This is a genomic window from Deltaproteobacteria bacterium PRO3 (assembly GCA_030263375.1).
Taxonomy (GTDB): Bacteria; UBA10199; UBA10199; order DSSB01; family DSSB01; genus DSSB01.
In genome coordinates, this window is record SZOV01000071.1 from 1 (window position 1) to 17,792 (window position 17,792).

Here is a 17,792-nt window from a genome sequence, read left to right on the forward strand (position 1 = left end):
AACCCGTTCGTAAAGCGTAAAACGTAATGTCTTTGGCGTGTACATCCTTACGTTTTACGTTTTACGTTTTACCTCCATGCGCCTCAAAATACTCGAAGTTCAAGGCTATAAATCCTTCGCCAACAAGGTGGAATTCCTCTTTGACGGCGGCATCACCGCCATTGTTGGCCCCAACGGCAGCGGCAAATCTAACGTGGCCGACGCTATCCGCTGGGTGCTGGGCGAGCAAAGCTACACCAACCTGCGCGGCAAAAAGACCGAGGATATGATTTTCTCCGGTTCCGACGGCCGGGCGCGCCTGGGGCTGGCCAGCGTTACCCTGGTGCTGGACAACACCGACAAGTGGCTGCCGCTCGACTTTTCCGAAGTGACCATCTCGCGCCGGGCCTACCGCTCCGGTGAGAACGAATATTTCCTCAACGGCAGCCGGGTGCGGCTCAAAGATGTCTCTGAACTTTTAGCCAAAAGCGGCCTGAGCCGCCAAACCTACACCGTCATCGGCCAGGGAACCATTGACCGCGTTCTCTCGCTGCACGCCGAAGAGCGGCGAGGCCAATCTTTCCCCGCGGGCTAGATAGTAGGCAAGACTCAGGCCGATCCCACCCTCGCGACCCCCGGACTCGTAGCTCGCGGCCAGCGGAAACCCCAGGGCGAGGACGGTTTGGCGCTCGCGCATCGAGATGCGTTTGGCGGGGTACAGCAACACCGAGGCCTCAAGGCCCAGCTGCTGCCGGATCTCGCCGTCTCCGGCGCTCAGCCGATCGTAAAATAGCTTGGCGGCGACGCGCGGCCCGCCGCCGCCAAACTCGCCCCCCAAAGCCAGGCCCGCGGCCTCGGGGGCGAGGGCGAGGCCGACGGTCCCTTGAAAGAAAAAGACCCGTGTCGGCAGGATTTGACGACGGTACTCCTTAAGCCAGTCGTAGATCTCCGGGCGCCGCAGGACCTCCGGCGGGACATAAACGCTGATGGCCTCCAAGGCCTGGGGATGTCCTGATTCGACGGCGGCGCGCAGGACCTCTGGGCGCTCGCGCAGCTCCGGGTCGAGGGCGTGCAGGGCCCAGGGGTCTTTTCGGAGCCGATCCAAGATTTCTTGCGGAACCGGACTCTGCGGTTGTGAAGCCGGCGGGTAGGGATCCAGGACCTCGGGGCCGTCCGGACGACGAAGGACGGGGATCGGCAGGTGGACGCGGTCGTAGGGCGTGGCGGGACCCATGGGAAAAAACCTCGTATTGTGTGGAGTGCCGAAGGTGGATTTAGCGCCTTATCGCCTCGCGACAAGAGAAGTTTCGAAAAATCAAGAATCTCCGCCGGAACCGCCGGCCACCAGTTGCTTCGCCCCCAGCATGATCGACTCGGGGGTTTTGTGGTCGGCGCGCGGCATCGCCGGCTCGGCCTTGACCGGAAGGATCAGGTGGAAAGTGGAGCCCTTCCCCGCCTCGCTCTCGGCCCAGATCAGGCCCTGGTGCATCTCGACGAACTGCTTGGTCAGGGCGAGCCCCAAGCCCGTCCCTTGGTAACGCCGGGTGAAGGAGCTGTCGACCTGCTCGAAGACGTTGAAGACGGTCTTCAAGTCCTTGGGATCGATGCCGATCCCGGTGTCCCGCACCAGGATCGAGAAATAGCCCTCCGGACAGGGCGCCGGGGAGGCGGCGCGGGCGGAGAGCTCGGCGGGCAGCTCGCGCAGGTGCCCGGCCTCCAGGACGATGCTCCCCTCCTCCGGCGTGAACTTGATCGCGTTGGAAAGCAGGTTGAGCAGGATCTGGCGGATCTTCCGGGCGTCGGCGCGGCAGGCCGGCAGGTTTTTGCCGACCTTCAGCTCGAAGTGCTGCCGTTTCTTCTTGAGCAGGGGCGAAACGGAGCTGCCCACCTCTTGGACGAGGTCCTCGAGGCTGAAGTCCTCGAGGTTGAGCTCCATCTTGCCGGCCTCGACCTTGGCCAGGTCGAGGATGCTGTTGATCAGGTGCAAGAGGTGCTCGCCGTTGTTGATGACCTCGCGCAGGCTGTCCTTTTGCTCGGCGTTGAGCTCGCCCATCACCTCTTCCATCAGCAGCTCGGAGAAACCGATGATCGCGGTCAGGGGCGTGCGCAGCTCGTGGCTCATGATCGCAAGAAACTCGCTCTTGATCTTGTTGGCGCGCTCCAGCTCGATGTTCTTGTTCTTGATCTCCTCGAAGAGCTGGGCGCTTTCGATGGCCAGCGCCGCCTGGTTGGAGAAGTTCTCCAAAACGCCGATCCGCGTCTCGTCGACGAACTCGGTGCGCGAGATCCCGATCAGGGCCCCGATCACCCGGCGCTCGGCCACCAGCGGCATGATGACGAACTTCTTAAAACCCATCTCCTCCTGCACCCGGTCCGCCAATTCTTTGGACCAGTGAGGATCTACGCCTTTGACCAGCTCGGAGAGCTCCTGGCGGAAGACGAGGCGATTGCGGCGGATCGCGGTGAAGATGCTGTTGGGATGCCCCGGCGTAAGCTTCATCTCGCTCAACTGGAAGCCGAGCCGCGCCTCGATCTGCTCAACCAAGGGGTTTTGGTTGGGAATGAAAAACTCGATCAGCCCGGTCGCTCGGTTGGGCATGACGAGGAGGCAGACGTCGTAGCCCAGGCCCTCGACGACGCCGGCCAGGACTTGCTGGATCACCTCCAACGGGGAGGTCATGCGGCGGATCGTCGAGGAGATACGGTTGAGGGCGACCAGCTGCTTGTTGCGCTCCTCGAGGGCGCGCTGCTTCAGGCGGGAGAAGAAGTTGGAGATCTTCACCGCGTAGACGACGATGGGCAGAAACATGATCAGCAATAGTAAATTCGCGTAGCGGATCACCGTCTGGTTGCCGAACCAGGAGGCGTGCTCGCCCGAGTAGACGAAGGGCTTAAGCCAGCCCAGTTCCATGCTGAGCACCAGACTGCCGTAGAAAAAGATGGATAGGATCGCGGCGACGATCGCGACCTGGTAGTTGTAGAACATGCCAGCGGCCACGCAGTACATGAGGTAGAGGGTGAAGTAATTGCTCTGCGTCCCGCCCGTGATGTAGACGATCAGGGTCATGCTGACCAGGTCGGCGGCCAGCTCGAGCACGAAAGAGACCATCAGGGCGCGGTTGCGCAGGATGTTGCGGTAGCAGATGCCGGTCAGCAGGAAGGCCATGGCGATGACCAGCGGGATCCAAGGCGCGCTGCGCCACATGCCCTTGAAGTAGATCGAACCGATGACCCAGAAGACGATGAAAATCCACAGCCGCAGCTTCGCCGTGAAGACGTGCCTCCCCTTGTAGTCGGGGAGCTTGATGTCTTCGAGGATGGCGGAGGCGTTGATCTTCACTTAGTCTTGTCCAGGGCTTGCTGCATCAGTTGGAGCATGCGGTCCTTGTCGGCGAAGCCGCCGACCAGTTTGACGTCTTCGATGGGCCGCCCCTCGTGGTCGAGGAACAGGACGGTCGGCCAACCCACCACCTCGTATTTTTCGGTCGCCTGCCGGCACTGCGCGTCGTCGGTGGTACAGTCGACCTTCACCATCACGAAACGCTCGGCCAGCTTTCGCACTTCCGGCGTCGAGAAGGTGAATTTGTCGAGTTCCTGACAAGGCGGACACCAGTCGGCATAGAAATCGACCAGAACAGGTTTACGGGACTCCTTGGCCAGGCTCAACCCTTTTTCGAGCTGATAAGTCCATAACCCGTTCGCCGGTTTGGCCAAGAGCGGCTTGGCGAAGACGTAGCCGTAATACAAGGCCGGCGCCAGCATCAGGACGGCCATGCCGCGCTTGAGGGCATAGGTCCAGCGGCCGCCGCGCAGCTTCCCGGCCAGCTCGGCGTAGGCCGTCCCCAAGACGAGGAAGATCAGCCCCATCCCCAGGCCGTAATTCAGCAATAAAATGAAGCCGTAAAGCCGGTCCTGCTCCCGCGCGGCGATCAAAAGCAAGGGCCCGATCAAGGGACCCACGCAGGGCGAAGCGATGAGCCCAATAGTGAGCCCCGCCAAAAAAGAACCCCAGGGCCCCTCCCCGCCCATCCGCACCAGGCGGTTGTGCAGGCTCGGCGGCAGGTGGAAGGGGATGAGCTCGAAGAGGCCCAAGGCGAAGATCAGGAAGAACAGCGCCGTGAGGAGGAGGAACCACCGACTCTGGAAGAGAAAGCCCAGCTTCAGCCCCAGCGAGGCCGCCAAAAACCCCAACAGCGAGTACATCGCCACCATCCCCAGCACCAGGGCGACGGCGCGCAGGAAATTGCCGCGCCGCCGGTGTTTCACCCCGATGAAGGCCAGGGTGAGCGGCACGATCGGCAGGACACAGGGCGTGAAGCTGGTGAGGATGCCGCCGAAGAGCGCCAGTCCCAGCAGGGTGATCTTGCCTTGGTCCAAGAGGCGCTCCGGGTTGGACTCGTGGATCAGCTCCCAAAAGCCGGAAGCGGGCTCCGCCGGGGCCTTGGCCGTAAGGGCCGGGGCCGCGGGCGGCAACTTCGCGGGCTGCAGGGCCGCGCCGGGCGCGACGACCTCGACCGGCAACAGGATGGTCTTGCGGACGGGGCGATAGCAGAAATCCTCGGAGCAACCCTGGTAGCGCAGCGCGGCCTCGAGGGTGCGGCGGCCGGGCGAGGCTTCTTTCGGCACCATAAAAAAGACCTTGAGCTCGAGCTCCTTGAAAAAAACCGGGAGATTTTTCTTCAGGAAGGGGTCGAAGTGATCCGTCGGCGCCGGCCGCTCGCTCTTCAGGACGGCGAGGCCTTCCGTCTTTTCGAAGAGCAGCGAGGTCTTCTCGTCGTAGAGCCAGTAGCCGTCGGGGATTTGGATCTTCAGGTCGAAGCCGAAGGCCTCGCCGGGATGCACGCGGACCACCGCATCTTGGTACTCGACCCGAAAGGGGTCGCGCCGGTCTTCCTGGGCGCGAAGGCCGGGAAAGACGGTGAAAAACACGGACAGGAAAGAAAGGAGGAAAAGCCTTCGCTTGGTCATATCGACTCTACGCACCGCGGCGCGCTTCGGACGCCCGAATCTTGAAACGCCACATATTGGTTCGGAATCGCCCCGGGGCTATGGTACCCTTTCTAATAGAAATATCGGGGGGTTGGATATGAAAAAATTAACGGCCGAATGGGACAGCCCGCTGTTTATCCAGGTCCAGGCCCAATTCGAGACCGCCGCGAAGAAGCTCTGCCTCGACGAGAACATCTTCTACCGCCTCCGCGTCCCCGACAAGGCCCTGATCGTCAGCGTCCCCTTCCGCAACGACGACGGCTCGATCCGCGTCGTCCCAGGCTACCGCGTCCAGCACAACGACGTCTTGGGACCCTACAAGGGCGGGGTGCGCTACCACCAGCTCGTCAATCTGGGCGAGGTCGCGGCCCTCGCCATGCTGATGACCTGGAAGTGCGCCCTCGTGCATTTGCCCTTGGGCGGGGCCAAGGGCGGCATCCAGATCGACCCCGGACTCCTCTCGCGCGGCGAGCTCCAACGCATGACGCGGCGCTACACCTCCGAGATCGTCAACTTCATCGGGCCCGACGTCGACATCCCCGCCCCCGACATGGGAACCAACGAGCAGGTCATGGCCTGGATCATGGACACCTACAGTCAGCTCAAGGGCTACGCCATCCCCGGGATCGTGACCGGCAAGCCCGTGATCATCGGCGGATCGCTGGGCCGCAAGGAGGCCACGGGACGCGGCGTCGTCTACTGCCTGATGGAGGCGGCCAAGCTGCTCGGTTTCAAGCTGGACGAGCACGCCCGGGTGGCGGTGCAGGGCTTCGGCAACGTGGGCAGCGCCGCCGTCAAGAAGCTGGAGAAGATCGGCGCCAAGGTCGTCGCGGTGAGCGACGTGCATTCGGGGGTCTACAATCCCATGGGACTCTCCTACCAGGCCCTGACGGAATGGGTGAACCAACACCGGCGCCTGGAGGGCTTTCCGGAGGCTGAACCCGTCAGCAACGAGGAGCTGGCCTGCCTCGACGCCGAGATCCTGATCCCCGCCGCGACCGAGGGCACGATCACCCCCGCGATCGCCAAGCGCCTCAAATGCAAGGTGCTGGCGGAGGGCGCCAACGGCCCGGTCACCCTCGAGGCCGACCGCATCATCGAGGAACGCGGCGACATCTTCGTCATCCCCGACGTCCTGGCCAACGCGGGGGGCGTGGTGGTCTCCTATTTCGAGTGGGTCCAGGACCTGCAGAATTATTTCTGGAACGAGAAGGAGATCAACAAGAAGCTCTTCGAGATCATGAGCACGGCTTTCCACGCGGTCCATGCCTTCGCCCTGGAACACAAGGTCGGCATGCGCCTCGCGGCCTTGATGACCGGGATTCGGAAGGTCTCGCAGGCGATGCTGACCCGCGGATTTTACCCCTAACAAGTGCCGAAGTGCCAGCGTGTCGAGGTGCCGGGGTGGGCTCTCATTAATTCATTGAGTTGGGATGGGGTTTCGGTGTTATTCTGCGACAACCCATGGCGCCTAAAAAACCTCGACACTCCGACACTTCGGCACCTCGAAACTTGGGCATGAAGCAGCTGAACAAAAGCATGCTGAAGAACGCCTCGAGCGTGGCAAAAAGTATCCGCGCCGACGCCTTCTTCGTCTACCTTGACGCCCTGGGCGAGGAAGAGCTGGCCCTCGAGCTGCCGAAGGACTGCGACCTGATCGTCGTCACCAAGAGGTACGCGGCCAAGGACGAGGAATTCCGGCAGAAGTACCCCAAGCACATCCTCCTTCCCAAGATCAAGCTGGGCCGCATCGGCCTGATCAAGCTGGCCATGGCCTACGCGATCTCGACGCGCCTGGTCGAGGACGGCGACAAGGTGGTCTTCTTAAGCGGGACCTCCCAGCTCATGACCCTCGACACCCTGACCGTCTTTGAAATCGGCAAGGAGAGCGAGGTCATCACCACCAAGAACATCGTCGACATCGCCGAGTCGGTCCAGCCCGAGGTCTTCGAGGCCGTCCTCAACATGGCGATCGAGCTGGCCATCAAGGGCCGCGAGGGCAAGCCGGTGGGCACCATCTTCGTCCTGGGCGACGACGAACGGGTGATGCAGCTCAGCAAGCAGATGATCATCAATCCTTTCAAGGGCTACGAGGAGGACGAGCGAAACATCCTCAGCCCCGCCCTCAAAGAGACCATCCGCGAATTCGCGGCCCTGGACGGGGCCTTCGTCATCGCCTCGGACGGCACGGTGATCACCGCCGGCCGCTACCTGGGCGCCACCGCCGACTCCGCCGAGATCGAACGCGGCCTGGGCAGCCGGCACCTGGCGGCGGCCGGGATCACCTCCCTCACCAACGCGGTCGCCATCGTGATCAGCGAATCCACCGGCGACGTCCGGATCTTCCGCAACGGAAGCCTGTTGATGGAAATCGAGAAGCCCTGATCGATTCCGCAATTATTACAGTCGCTTGTCTCCCGCCCCCCTGCGGGTTCCCGGCATCGGCGGCGAATCCCTCGAAAAATCGTGGCTTCGGGCGCCGGCTCCAAGTAAAATTCTCTCCACACCTCCGCGAAAGGGTTCAGGGGTTTCTCGGTGAGGATGCTTCGTGTCATCGTCGGACTTGCGCTCGTCACCGCCTCGTTGTCGGCCTGCAATAGCGGCGAAACCGGCGGCGGCGGCGCGGCCCTTTGCCAAGCCACCACGGGACAAGAGCTGCAATCGGCCCTCGGCGATACGGTTCAAGCCATCCTCGGCACTTTCACTTCCGATCGGTCCGGCACCCCCGCCCTCTCCCCCGAGTCGGCCTTCTGCGGGGATCCCCCCGTCACCTTGGCCCCCTGCGGCGCCGAGGGCTTCGCCATACTGCAAAGCAGCTGCCATGCGGAAAGCGCGGGACTTTCGGGAAAGGTCTTCCGGTTGGAAGGAAGGACGCAGCTCAACGACTGCGGTCCGCTCTCGGGATTCGTGGATTACAGGGTGGTCCTGGGCCCGGTCCCCTTCGACTGCCTCGGCCCGGCGGCCTGCGGCACGCCCGTCCCCGTCACGGTGGAACTGAGCTCCTCGCCGGGTTCGACCCCCGTGCTTCGCGGTATGCCCCTTCAGGGTCTCTCCGCCGCGTATCAGGGCCAAATGGGCGCCGCCTCCCAGGGTTCTTTCTCCGAGATCACGGCCACCCAGGCCGGGAATTCCTTCGCCTTGGTCGACGGCAAGCTGGCCTGCGACGCGGACGACGACGAGGACGGCATCCTCAACCTCGCCGACAACTGTCCGGACATCCCCAATAAAAGCCAAACCGACGGCGACGCCGACGGCGCCGGCGATCTCTGCGACAACTGCGCGCCCACCCTGTTCCGCAGCGACATGGCCAACCCCGACCAGGCCAATGCGGACGGGGACCTGTTCGGGGACTTTTGCGACCCTTGCCCCGAAGACCCCTTGAACGACTGCCCGACCTCCCGGCCGGGGATCCGCGTCTGCGAAGTGGTCACGCCTCCGCCCGGCAAGCCCTGCACCCGGGAAACCGAGGAAATCGACTGCGCCACGGGCCCACCCTTCGCCGGCGGGTACTGCTTCCAGGGGCAATGCATTTATTTCCTTCCCGAGGCCGCCTGCGACACCTCCAGCACCTGCACCCTCGAGACCATCGAGACGGATTGCCCCCAAGATCCCACTCTTAAAGAGACCTGCAATTTCGGCCGATGCTGTTTCGAAACTTTACATTGCAACGTGGAATTCGACGGCTGTGACTCCGAAACGCACCAGGGCTGCGCCCCCGGGGAAATCTGCGGTCCCAGCGCGGGAACCGGCATGGGGTGCCAATGCTTTCCCGGCGAAGGCCCGCCCCCTCCCCCACCCGGGCCTTCGCTGTCCCTCAAACAGACGGCGGAATTTTGCCCGGAGTGCGTCTGCGGCGACTGCTTCCTGCAGGAAGGGGAAGATTGCGAACCCAACGCCGAACCGGGCGGCCCAGGCATCTGCGATCCCGGGCTGGTTTGCCTCGGCTGCTCCTGCGTCCCGGAACCCCCGCCCGATCCCATCAATTTCTGTCTGGGCTTGGGAGTGCTGGCCTGCGACGCGGAGTCGGGACAATTGCTCGCCGAGGGCCTGCCCGAGGAAATCCTCGCCAAACTTCCGCCCTCCCCTGTCTGTCAGGATATCTTCCTAGGTACCTGCACCGAGATCGAGGTCAAGGGCGGTTCGGTGTCTTGCTGCGCCCCCGGCGCCTGCGGTACCCTGGACAGCATCGACAAGGGAACCCCCGCCTGCGGCCTGCTGGAATTGGTCTTTGAGCAGGACGGTGCCTTGGTATGCGAAAATACCTATCATGGCTCCTGCGATCCGGAGGGCTGCTGCGTTCCCGAACCGTCGGCCGCCTGCGGCGACAAATCCTGCGCCATGGGAGAGACCTGCGAGAGCTGCCCCGCCGACTGCGGGTCTTGCCCTCCGCCTCCCCCGGCTTCTTGCGGTGATGCGATGTGCGGTCTCGATGAAACCTGCGATTCCTGTCCGGGGGATTGCGGCCCCTGTTCACCACCTCCACCCCCGCCACCTCTCCCTTGATGAGAAACTCAGAAGACGGGCGGCGTTAGGGGAAACTGCGCCGGAACCGGCAATGACACGTCCGAAAGCTCGGGGAGGGGCGGAAAGTCTCCCGGCGTCAAGATCAGCCCGAGATCCTCGCACAAAATCTGGGCCACGGGATCGGCGCTGGAAATCTGGGCGCAAATGGGCGGAGTGATATCCACCAGACCCAATCCCGACTCGAAGACCCCGTCCGGAATGGATTCCAACGCGATGAAATCCAGGTGGGAGAAGTACTGGGCCTGGAAACGGAACGAAGACTCGTCGCGATCAAAATTTTCGGCCGAGAAACGGGGCGTTTTCTTCGCCTGGCTGGCCGGCCCCGTTTGGGTGGCGATTTCGCGGCGTCTCGCGAAATAGTTCTCGGGGTCGACGTTGTCGTCCTTGAGGAATGCGCCCAAATCCGTGCTGAGGGCCTCCGGATCGCTGTGATCATAAAGGATGGCCATGTTGGTACCTTCCAAGTCCCCGAAGGAAGGGAGCTGCACGCGGAATCTCCCCGACTCGGGATTGTCCCGCGTCGGCACCCGGTCGAAGACGCCGGCCATGAATCGCTCCCCGTTCAGCCAGGCCCGAAAGCAGATCGGCAGGAGTTGGTTTTCCGGGGCCTCCGCCGGACAATCGGCCAAGGCGGGCGCGCAACCCACGGGACAGGTGCATCCGCTGCAGGCCTCGACTGCGCCGTCCTCGTCCAGGTCGAAGGGGCGAAAGTCAAAAATCACCTCGATGGGGAAACCTTCAAACTCGAAATTATGGCGAAAGTTGAATACCGAAACCTCAACGGGGATGTCTTTTTGGTTCACGAAGGAGAGCGAGAGGTTTAAAAACCCGTTTGCCTCGTTGATGAGCCCCACGGCGACCTGAATGGCCTTTCTGATGTCGGTGCTCCTCACCGCCTGCGCCTTGACCAAGGCCCCGGCCTTCATGCCCGACACGGCGCCACCGCCCTGGATCTCGTTGACCTCGATGCTGAGGTCTTGGGGGACGGTCAAAACGGATGGGATCTCGGCCAAGGGAGAGGGCGCGGTCGCGGGCGAGACGCAGGCGGCCAATAGGGCAAGCGTCGCCCCGAACAACCACCACCGGAACCGGAAAAAATTTGGGAACATTGCCACCCTCCCCGAACCAGCTTCATTTTAATGACACGGCGGGACAAGGACCAGGGAAAAAAATGCATGGAACACGGTCGGGAGCGGCGCGATGCAGGAAGTGCCCCTTCCCAAAATGCGGGGATCTATAATAATATATGGCGCATGCAGGCATTTTAAGGGGGGCAGGGATGAAGCAGCTCATCGACCGTTTTCTTTCCGCCGTCCGCCGCAAGCGGGACGTCAGTTTCTGGTACCATCCAAGCTACGAATGCCCCACCATCATGAAGCACAACAAGGTGCACGGGGTGGTGCACGACCGCGGCAAGAAGCTCCTGTCGCACCTGCTCCACGAGAAGCTGATCGACATGAACGACATCCACCCTTCCCCATGGGTCGGGCTCTCCGTGCTGGGCTTGTTCCATTCCCGCGACTACCTTGAATCCCTCGAATCGCCCCAGACCCTCGGCCGGATCTTCGGGCTCAAGCCCCAGGAAGTCGACATCGACGAGCTGGTTGGTTTCCAGCGCCGTGGCGTCGGCGGCACCATCATGGCGATCAAGTCGGTCCTGCAGGGCGGCAAGAAGGTGGCGATCAACCTGGGCGGCGGCTTCCACCACGCCGAGCCGGACAAGGGCTCGGGCTTCTGCGCCTACAACGACATCGCGGTGGCGATCGCGAAGCTGCGCAAGCAGGGCTTTCGGGACCCGATCGCCATCGTCGACTTGGACTTCCACTTCGGCAACGGCAACACCGCCGCCTTCGCCAAGGACCCCAGCGTGCTGGTGTACTCCATTAACGGCCCGCAGTGGTCGCAGGTCCGCAAGAAAAAGACCGAGATCACGCTGCCGGAGGAGACTACCGACCGGGAGTACCTCAAAAAATTGCGCGAGACCCTCCCCAAGGTGCTCAAAACCTTCCAGCCCAAATTGATGTTCTACATCGCCGGACAAGACGTGCTGAGCGACGATCCGCTGGGCGGCTTCGAGATGACGGTGCCGGGCGTCTTCGAGCGGGACCGCCTCGTGATCGACTGGGCGCGGGAAAACCGCGTACCCCTGGTAGTGACCCTGGCGGGCGGCTTCAGCATGAAGGCCTGCCAATGCAGCGCCAACCTATTGAGCTACACGTTGGGGGCGACCGAAAAGGTAGACTTGCGCGAGGACACCAACTTCCACAAAAGCTTCGGCCACATCTCCAAGAGCCTCAACGCCCTGGAGTTGCAGAAGGAAGCGGCGGTCGGCAACGAATTCAGCTTCAGCGCCGAGGACCTCTTCGACTCCAACCCCTTGGGTTCGCAGCGCAAGATCTTGGATTTCTATTCGGCCTACGGCATCGAGCTGGCCCTCGAGCGCTACGGCATCCTGCCCAAGATCCGGAAGCTCGGCTATTGCGACCTGAAGATCAGCGTCAACGCCGCGGAGCCCATGCACCAGATCATCCGCGTCGAAGGGCGCTGGGAGGCGGATCCCGTTCCCAAGACCTACCTGCTGGGCGAGGTCGTGCTGCGCAAGCTGGCCCTGCCCAAGCCCAAGGAGATTTCCGGCGGCGGAAAGCTCGACCTGATCTCCATCGAATGGCTGCTCTTGCAGCACCCCATGGGCAGTTTTTCCGACAAGAAAAAGATCCTCCCCGGCCAGGAGCATCCGGGCTTAGGTCTCGGCATGGAAGTCCAGGAGGTCTTCGTCCAGATGGCCCTGCGTCTCGGCATGGACGGCCTGGCCCTGCACCCCTCGCACTACCACATCGGGTTGGGCGCCTCCGCCCTCTTCCATTTCCTGGATACCAAGGTGGAGGGTCGCTTCCGGGCCCTGCGCGACGTTTTGAAGAAGAAGGAGCTCGCGGCCGCCAGTTTCTGCGTCGAGAAGAAGCGCCTCCAGCTGCGCGACGGTGAGGTGATCTCCTGGGTGCCCGGCGACCAGATCCACGCGGTCAGCGACCGGCTCAAGGCCTACTTCAACTCCCCCGACTACGAGGAGGCCGTGCTGAAGGAAAAATACCGCCTTTTGAAAGAGGGCCTGCACATCGCCCGCGCGCCCAAGCGGCTTCGCAAGGCGGCGCCCCGCCGGCATGCGGGCAAGCTGGCGAGCTGAGGCGGCGGAAGGCCGCGCCTTAAATTCATTCCGGAATGATCGACGTCGTATCGCCGCGCCAGGCGATCTCGGACATCGTCTGCAAAGGCGAGGTGCGCTGCCCGGCGGGTCGCGCCTCGATGAGAATCTTCTCGCCGCGCGGGTCCACCGAGACCCGCAGGTCCTCGAAGCCCATGTCGCGGAATTTTTCGAGGACGCCGCTCGTCTCCATCTCGCGCTCCACCTCGTAGGCGGAAGAATCCTTCAAAAGCCCCGCGGGCGCGGAGGCGGGATCCAAGTCCCCCCACAGGTCGGCGTCGTTCAGCAGAAAACCCTCCTGAGGCCGAAATTGCGGGTCCCAGGGGTCGATGCCCGCCAGAACTTTACGAAGCGGATGGGAGTTTTCGACATCCTCTTCGCAGCGCAGCTCGCGGCGCTGCCCGAGCGCGGCGGCCGTCAATTGCAGGGCGGCCTGGCAGGCGGACGCCGAATAGCCGCCGCCCAAGGTGGCGACCAGGGGGAGCTTGCGATCCGCCATGAGCTCCAAGATCCAACGGTCCCGCCGCTCCACGCCGTCCCGGGTCAAGGCGAAATGTCCGAGGGGATCGGTGTCCAAGACGTCGTGCCCGGCGATGAAATAGACCAAGCCGGGCCGCGCTTCGTCGAGGAAGGCCGGCAGGGATTTTTGCAAAATACCCAAGTACTCCTCGTCCCCGATGCGCTGCTCGAAGTTGAGGTTGAAATTGCCGGCACCCTCGGCGTGCGTCCAGACTGCGCCGTGCAGGGAGTAATTAAAGACGGTCGGATCGTCGAGGAAGCCGACGATGTTCCCGTTGCCCTGATGAAAATCCAAGTCGACGATGACGACGTTCTTGTCGAAGCCCTCCTCCCGCGCCTTGGCGATAGCCACGCCGACGTCGTTGAAGACGCAGAAGCCCGAGCCCATGTTCGGCTCGGCGTGGTGGAAACCGCCGCCCAGGTTGACCGCGACCGGCGCCTCCCTCGCCAGGACGGAGCGGGTGGCCGCGACGGTGCCGCTCACCGCCCAACGCACCGCACCGAGGATCTCGTCGACCTTCACCTCGTGCTCGGGGATGCCGAAGATGCGGGACAGGGTGGATTTGCGCCCCACCCGCTCCAAGTAAGCCGCGCTGTGGAAGAGCTCGAGGTCGGCGATGGGAATGAGGGGAAAGGGCTTGAGATCGCCCGGCCTGACCAGGCCGTCTTCAGCCAGCTGGGCCAGGACCCGCTTGCCCCGCAGGGCGATCATCCCGAGGGCCTGGGCCAGGCGCGCAAGGGTCGGCGCGTCGTAGCGCGGATGATACCACAGGGTCGCCTGCCGCCTGGAGCGCCAGGGAGCCAAGATTTTATCCAGCCATGCGGTCACCGGCGCCCCTTGTCCATCCCTCGAAGATTCGAGGAAAACGATGCACCTACGAAACATTCTGGGGCAGGAGGAAAAAATTTTCACCTGGTAAATTGAAGGGGGTCGTCGTTCGTCTTGCTTCCGTTTTCCATGGGCTTCTTTCCACCGTTAGCATCGAAGTTCCTGGGCAGAACCCGGACAGCCCGGGGGAAATATGTAAAATAATTTAGTAAAATCAATAAATTGACACAAGGCCCGGCGCGGGAGATCTCCGCATCGGATCAAAAGTCGCGTCTGCAAGGGCTCGAAAGACTCTTCTGGAAGCCCTCCTTGACAAAGGCGAACAACGCAGTTTAAATCTCGGGCCCACAAAAATTTTCCATCAACAGGACTCCCATGGCCGCCAAGAAAAACGACGAAAAGCTCTTCGACCTCCGCACCCTCGATGCCTTCCAATCGCGCGGCGTGCTCAAGCCCGCCGACTACGAAAAGTACCTCAAGTCGCTCCCCGACGAGGAAGGCAACTACGACACCGTCCTGATCGAGGAGGACGAGGACCTCGAAGACGACGAGGCGGAAGCTTCCGAGGAATAGCCCTCGCCCTTTTCGATCCTTCGAATGAATTAAAAAAAAGCCCTCCACTAGGAGGGCTTTTTTAATGGCTAAACTCTAATGCCTTAGAGGAACTTGCTGGGATTGACGGGATTGCCGTCGATCCTCACCTCGTAGTGCACGTGGGGTCCGGTGCTGTGGCCGGTCATGCCGACCTTGGATATCTCTTGGCCCTTACGGACGCTGTCGCCCTCGGAGACGAAGATCTCGGAATTGTGCGCGAAGAGGGTGGTCAGGTTGCCGCCGTGATCGATGACGACCGTCAGCCCGTAGCCGCCCTTGCGGCCCACGAAGGCGACGCGGCCGTCGGCGGGGGCCAGGACGGGTGATCCGTAAGGCGCGGCGATGTCGACGCCCAGGTGCATGCGGCCACGGCGCCGCGAGACCCGCCGCCAGCCGAAATCGCTGGTGATGATCCCGGCGCAGGGCATCATCTCGGGGATCTTGGCCTCGAGGTCGGGCAGCATGTCGTTGGCGTCTTCCAGGAAGAAACTAGGGGCTGAGTCCATGTCGAAATCGACCATGCCGCCGTCTTGCTCGTAGCTGGGGATGTTGGCGAAGGCGGCCGTGCTCGCCGTCAGGACCAAGGCGACGACCGCGGAGGAGAGAAACTTCTTCATTCTGACCTCACCATTTCTCGGGACCCCGATGCCTAAGGCTTAGGCATTCTCGACTCCCGGTGGTTGCTGCCGCCTCTACTCCTCCCTCGGTTCCCAAGGACTGCTTAGGTAGGGATCTCCGGATAAGCTTCGGCACAGCTAAGGGGTTATGGTTGGATTCAATTGTCCTTTTGAATCTTGTTCTTCTTTTGGCGGCCCCTCGGAGGTGCTGAGGAGGCCTTACCAGGTCATTAATCCAGCGAGTAACAGAGGAGCGACCATCCGTCAAGCATTAAGAAGCCCTTGAAAGGAATGATCTTTTATCCCCAGGCTCGCGCGTTTTGGAACGTTTAAGTTTTTCTAAATATCGGGCGAAAAGGGAAAGGGTTGCGGATTAATCCCAGGGGGGTTTGCCGGGGCCCCGATGGCGCAGGGCCCCCTTCTGGGCCAGGAGCCGCTCCACGGCCCGGTCGTCGTCCTCGTCGTAGATATCCCCCACCACCTCTTCCAAGATATCCTCGAGGGTCACGATGCCGTGCGGCAGGCCTTCGGCGTCCGACAAGACCGCCAGGTGGCTGCGCTTCTCCTGCATCATCTTCAAGACCCGGACCAGCGAGTCCTGGGCCTGCACCCGCAGCACGGGCCGAAGCAGCAAAACCCAATCTTGGGCGCCTTGGGAGGCGAAGGCCATCAATTCCTTGGTATTGATCAGGCCGATCACGCGGCGGCCGAGGCGGACCGGCAGGCGGGTGTGCCCCGATTCCACGGCCACCTCGAGGACGGTCTCGATCGGATCGGAGCGCTCGACCGAGACGACTTCTTCCCAAGGCGTATGGATGTCCTGCACGCTCTTCGCCTCGATGTTGACCAGGTTGAGGATGTACTGCTCGTGGTGGCGGGCAATCTGTTCTTCACTGGCCGCGTGAGCGGGTTCGGCCTTGGCCTCGCGGTGCTTTCCCAACAGGATGCCCAAAGCTCCGACCACGGATTTTGTGGCCCATTCGAAAAAGGAGATCACGGGGTGGAAGACCTTGTCCAAGAGGGCCAGGCCTCGCGAGGCGAAGGCCGCGATCTCGAAGGGGCGCTGCATGGCCAAGGCCTTCGGCACCAGCTCGCCGAAGATCACGGTCAGGGCGGTCAAGGGCAGGACCAGCAGGGTGATGCTGATCAGTTCGGACGTCGCAGGCCCCAGGCCGAAGCGTTCTCGCAACCAAGGACTGAGGCTCTCCTCGACCCCCGCCCCGCCCACCGCGCCCGCGACCAGGCCGACCAGGGTGATGCCCAGTTGGATCACCGAGAGGGTGCGTTCGGGCTGCTCGCGGAGGCGCAGCAGGCGCTGGGTCTTTCCTGGAAAGGTCTTGCTGAGCTGACGCAGCACTTTCTTGTTGATCGAGACGAAGGCGATTTCGGACGCGGAGAGTATCGCGTTGAGCAGCAAGCAGACAAAGACGATGGCCAATTCAAACATAGTGTATGCTTTTAATACACTAACCCTTGATCACGCCCAAAGGTTTCAGGCGAGCGATTTTTCGGCTCAGCCCCGCCCCCTCCACCGCGGCGACGACGTCGGCCACGTCCTTGTAGGCCCAGGGTACTTCCTCGTAGATGGTGGCTCGGGAGGCGCCCAGGACCGTCACGCCCTGGTCCTGCAGCTCCCGCTCGACGTTGCGGCCGCGGATGCTCTTCTTGGCCTGGTTTCGGCTCATCACGCGGCCGGCGCCGTGGCAGGTGGAGCCGAAGGTAAGCTCGAGGGCCTTCGGCGTCCCGACCAGGACGTAGGAATAGCGCCCCATGTCGCCGGGGATGAGGACCGGCTGGCCGACCTCGCGGTAGGCCGCGGGGACCAGCGGGTGGCGCGGCGGGAAGGCCCGCGTCGCGCCCTTGCGATGGACCAGCACCCGGCGGGAGACGCCTCCCACGAGGTGCTCCTCGAATTTGGCGATGTTGTGGCAGACGTCGTAGACGACACGGATGCCCAGCTCTTCCCAAGAGCGGCGAAAGCGCACGTAGTGCGTCACCAGCTGGCGGTTGGCGAAGGCGAAGTTGGCCGCCGCGGCCATCGCGCCCAGGTAGGCTTGCCCTTCCTCCGAGCGGATTGGCGCGCAGCAGAGCTGCGGGTCGGGGAGCTGGATGCCGTACTTCTTCGCGGCGCGCAGCATCGTCTCGAGGTGATCGCTGCAGACCTGATGGCCCAGGCCCCGCGAGCCGGTGTGGATGATGACGGTCAAATGATCCCGCTCGAGACCCAAGGCCTCGGCGGTCGCCGCGTCGTAGATCTCCTCGACGAAGCCCAACTCGACGAAGTGATTCCCGGAGCCCAAGGTGCCCAGCTGCCCCTGCCCCCGCTCCTTGGCCCGCTCGCTGACCAAGCTCGGGTCGGCCTGGGGAAGACGCCCGCCCTCCTCGATGTAGTCGAGGTCCTCGGCGGCGCCGAAGCCCCGCCCCACCGCCCAGCGCGCGCCTTGGGCGAGGATCTCGCCATATTCCCGCTTTTGAAAGCCGTGGCCCTCGTGGTGCGAGCCCACGCCCGTGGGGATCGCGGCGAAAAGGGCCTGCGTCGCCT

Annotated in this window: 13 protein-coding genes and 1 pseudogene; 6 read left to right on the forward strand and 8 right to left on the reverse strand. The window is 62.8% G+C overall.

The features are described from left to right. Positions 1 to 76 precede the first annotated feature (76 nt). Entirely contained in the window at positions 77 to 574 is a 498-nt protein-coding gene (locus FBR05_11090) for a hypothetical protein (GenBank protein ID MDL1872735.1), read from the forward strand. On the opposite strand, the gene FBR05_11095 is transcribed toward FBR05_11090, so the two are convergent. From FBR05_11095 to FBR05_11105, 3 genes are all read right to left on the reverse strand, one after another. Then, positions 458 to 1,213: a hypothetical protein gene (locus FBR05_11095; GenBank protein ID MDL1872736.1), complete on the reverse strand. Its 756-nt coding sequence runs from the start codon at positions 1,211 to 1,213 to the stop codon at positions 458 to 460. The two genes, FBR05_11090 and FBR05_11095, sit on opposite strands and share 117 nt — an antisense overlap. 81 nt (positions 1,214 to 1,294) lie before the next feature. Further along, positions 1,295 to 3,319 carry a GAF domain-containing sensor histidine kinase gene (locus FBR05_11100; protein MDL1872737.1) on the reverse strand — a complete coding sequence of 675 codons (2,025 nt, stop codon included), beginning with the start codon at positions 3,317 to 3,319 and terminating at the stop codon, positions 1,295 to 1,297. Continuing rightward, positions 3,316 to 4,947: a DUF255 domain-containing protein gene (locus FBR05_11105; protein ID MDL1872738.1), complete on the reverse strand. Its 1,632-nt coding sequence runs from the start codon at positions 4,945 to 4,947 to the stop codon at positions 3,316 to 3,318. The genes FBR05_11100 and FBR05_11105 overlap by 4 nt, the downstream gene beginning before the upstream one ends. Before the next feature lie 118 nt (positions 4,948 to 5,065). On the opposite strand from FBR05_11105, the gene FBR05_11110 reads away from it, so the two are divergent. The 3 genes and pseudogenes from FBR05_11110 (at position 5,066) to FBR05_11120 (ending at position 8,328) form a co-directional block, all read left to right on the forward strand. Continuing rightward, a complete protein-coding gene (locus tag FBR05_11110) occupies positions 5,066 to 6,337 on the forward strand; it encodes a Glu/Leu/Phe/Val dehydrogenase (GenBank protein MDL1872739.1) in 1,272 nt (423 codons plus the stop codon). 95 nt (positions 6,338 to 6,432) lie between these two features. Continuing rightward, positions 6,433 to 7,353 (forward strand): hypothetical protein, encoded by a 921-nt coding sequence (locus tag FBR05_11115; protein ID MDL1872740.1) that lies wholly within the window; start codon positions 6,433 to 6,435, stop codon positions 7,351 to 7,353. 156 nt (positions 7,354 to 7,509) lie between these two features. Next, positions 7,510 to 8,328: pseudogene (locus tag FBR05_11120) on the forward strand (hypothetical protein). 1,151 nt (positions 8,329 to 9,479) lie between these two features. On the opposite strand, the gene FBR05_11125 reads toward FBR05_11120, so the two are convergent. Next, on the reverse strand, positions 9,480 to 10,601 hold the full coding sequence (locus tag FBR05_11125) for a hypothetical protein (protein MDL1872741.1): 1,122 nt from the start codon (positions 10,599 to 10,601) through the stop codon (positions 9,480 to 9,482). A gap of 137 nt (positions 10,602 to 10,738) precedes the next feature. Here FBR05_11125 and FBR05_11130 point away from each other — a divergent pair, with 137 nt between their 5' ends. Continuing rightward, on the forward strand, positions 10,739 to 12,673 hold the full coding sequence (locus FBR05_11130) for a histone deacetylase (GenBank protein ID MDL1872742.1): 1,935 nt from the start codon (positions 10,739 to 10,741) through the stop codon (positions 12,671 to 12,673). Between the two features lie 25 nt (positions 12,674 to 12,698). Here FBR05_11130 and FBR05_11135 read toward each other — a convergent pair whose 3' ends face one another. Beyond that, positions 12,699 to 14,096 carry a histone deacetylase gene (locus FBR05_11135; protein ID MDL1872743.1) on the reverse strand — a complete coding sequence of 466 codons (1,398 nt, stop codon included), beginning with the start codon at positions 14,094 to 14,096 and terminating at the stop codon, positions 12,699 to 12,701. 318 nt (positions 14,097 to 14,414) lie between these two features. On the opposite strand from FBR05_11135, the gene FBR05_11140 reads away from it, so the two are divergent. After that, complete coding sequence (locus FBR05_11140) at positions 14,415 to 14,612, forward strand: hypothetical protein (protein ID MDL1872744.1); 198 nt, start codon at positions 14,415 to 14,417, stop codon at positions 14,610 to 14,612. Between the two features lie 83 nt (positions 14,613 to 14,695). Here FBR05_11140 and FBR05_11145 read toward each other — a convergent pair whose 3' ends face one another. The 3 genes from FBR05_11145 to FBR05_11155 form a co-directional block, all read right to left on the reverse strand. Beyond that, on the reverse strand, positions 14,696 to 15,250 hold the full coding sequence (locus tag FBR05_11145) for a M23 family metallopeptidase (protein MDL1872745.1): 555 nt from the start codon (positions 15,248 to 15,250) through the stop codon (positions 14,696 to 14,698). Between the two features lie 373 nt (positions 15,251 to 15,623). After that, complete coding sequence (locus tag FBR05_11150; protein MDL1872746.1) at positions 15,624 to 16,697, reverse strand: HlyC/CorC family transporter; 1,074 nt, start codon at positions 16,695 to 16,697, stop codon at positions 15,624 to 15,626. A gap of 19 nt (positions 16,698 to 16,716) precedes the next feature. Then, positions 16,717 to 17,792: RtcB family protein (locus tag FBR05_11155; GenBank protein ID MDL1872747.1), on the reverse strand; the 1,076-nt coding region annotated here is incomplete at its 5' end.

Bases quoted from the DNA above. Each gene is read 5' to 3' on its own strand.
- FBR05_11090 (MDL1872735.1), top strand. From the start codon at position 77: ATGCGCCTCAAAATACTCGAAGTTCAAGGCTATAAATCCTTCGCCAAC.
- FBR05_11095 (MDL1872736.1), bottom strand. From the start codon at position 1,213: ATGGGTCCCGCCACGCCCTACGACCGCGTCCACCTGCCGATCCCCGTC.
- FBR05_11105 (MDL1872738.1), bottom strand. From the start codon at position 4,947: ATGACCAAGCGAAGGCTTTTCCTCCTTTCTTTCCTGTCCGTGTTTTTC.
- FBR05_11110 (MDL1872739.1), top strand. From the start codon at position 5,066: ATGAAAAAATTAACGGCCGAATGGGACAGCCCGCTGTTTATCCAGGTC.
- FBR05_11115 (MDL1872740.1), top strand. From the start codon at position 6,433: ATGGCGCCTAAAAAACCTCGACACTCCGACACTTCGGCACCTCGAAAC.
- FBR05_11125 (MDL1872741.1), bottom strand. From the start codon at position 10,601: ATGTTCCCAAATTTTTTCCGGTTCCGGTGGTGGTTGTTCGGGGCGACG.
- FBR05_11130 (MDL1872742.1), top strand. From the start codon at position 10,739: ATGGCGCATGCAGGCATTTTAAGGGGGGCAGGGATGAAGCAGCTCATC.
- FBR05_11135 (MDL1872743.1), bottom strand. From the start codon at position 14,096: ATGTTTCGTAGGTGCATCGTTTTCCTCGAATCTTCGAGGGATGGACAA.
- FBR05_11140 (MDL1872744.1), top strand. From the start codon at position 14,415: ATGGCCGCCAAGAAAAACGACGAAAAGCTCTTCGACCTCCGCACCCTC.
- FBR05_11145 (MDL1872745.1), bottom strand. From the start codon at position 15,250: ATGAAGAAGTTTCTCTCCTCCGCGGTCGTCGCCTTGGTCCTGACGGCG.
- FBR05_11150 (MDL1872746.1), bottom strand. From the start codon at position 16,697: ATGTTTGAATTGGCCATCGTCTTTGTCTGCTTGCTGCTCAACGCGATA.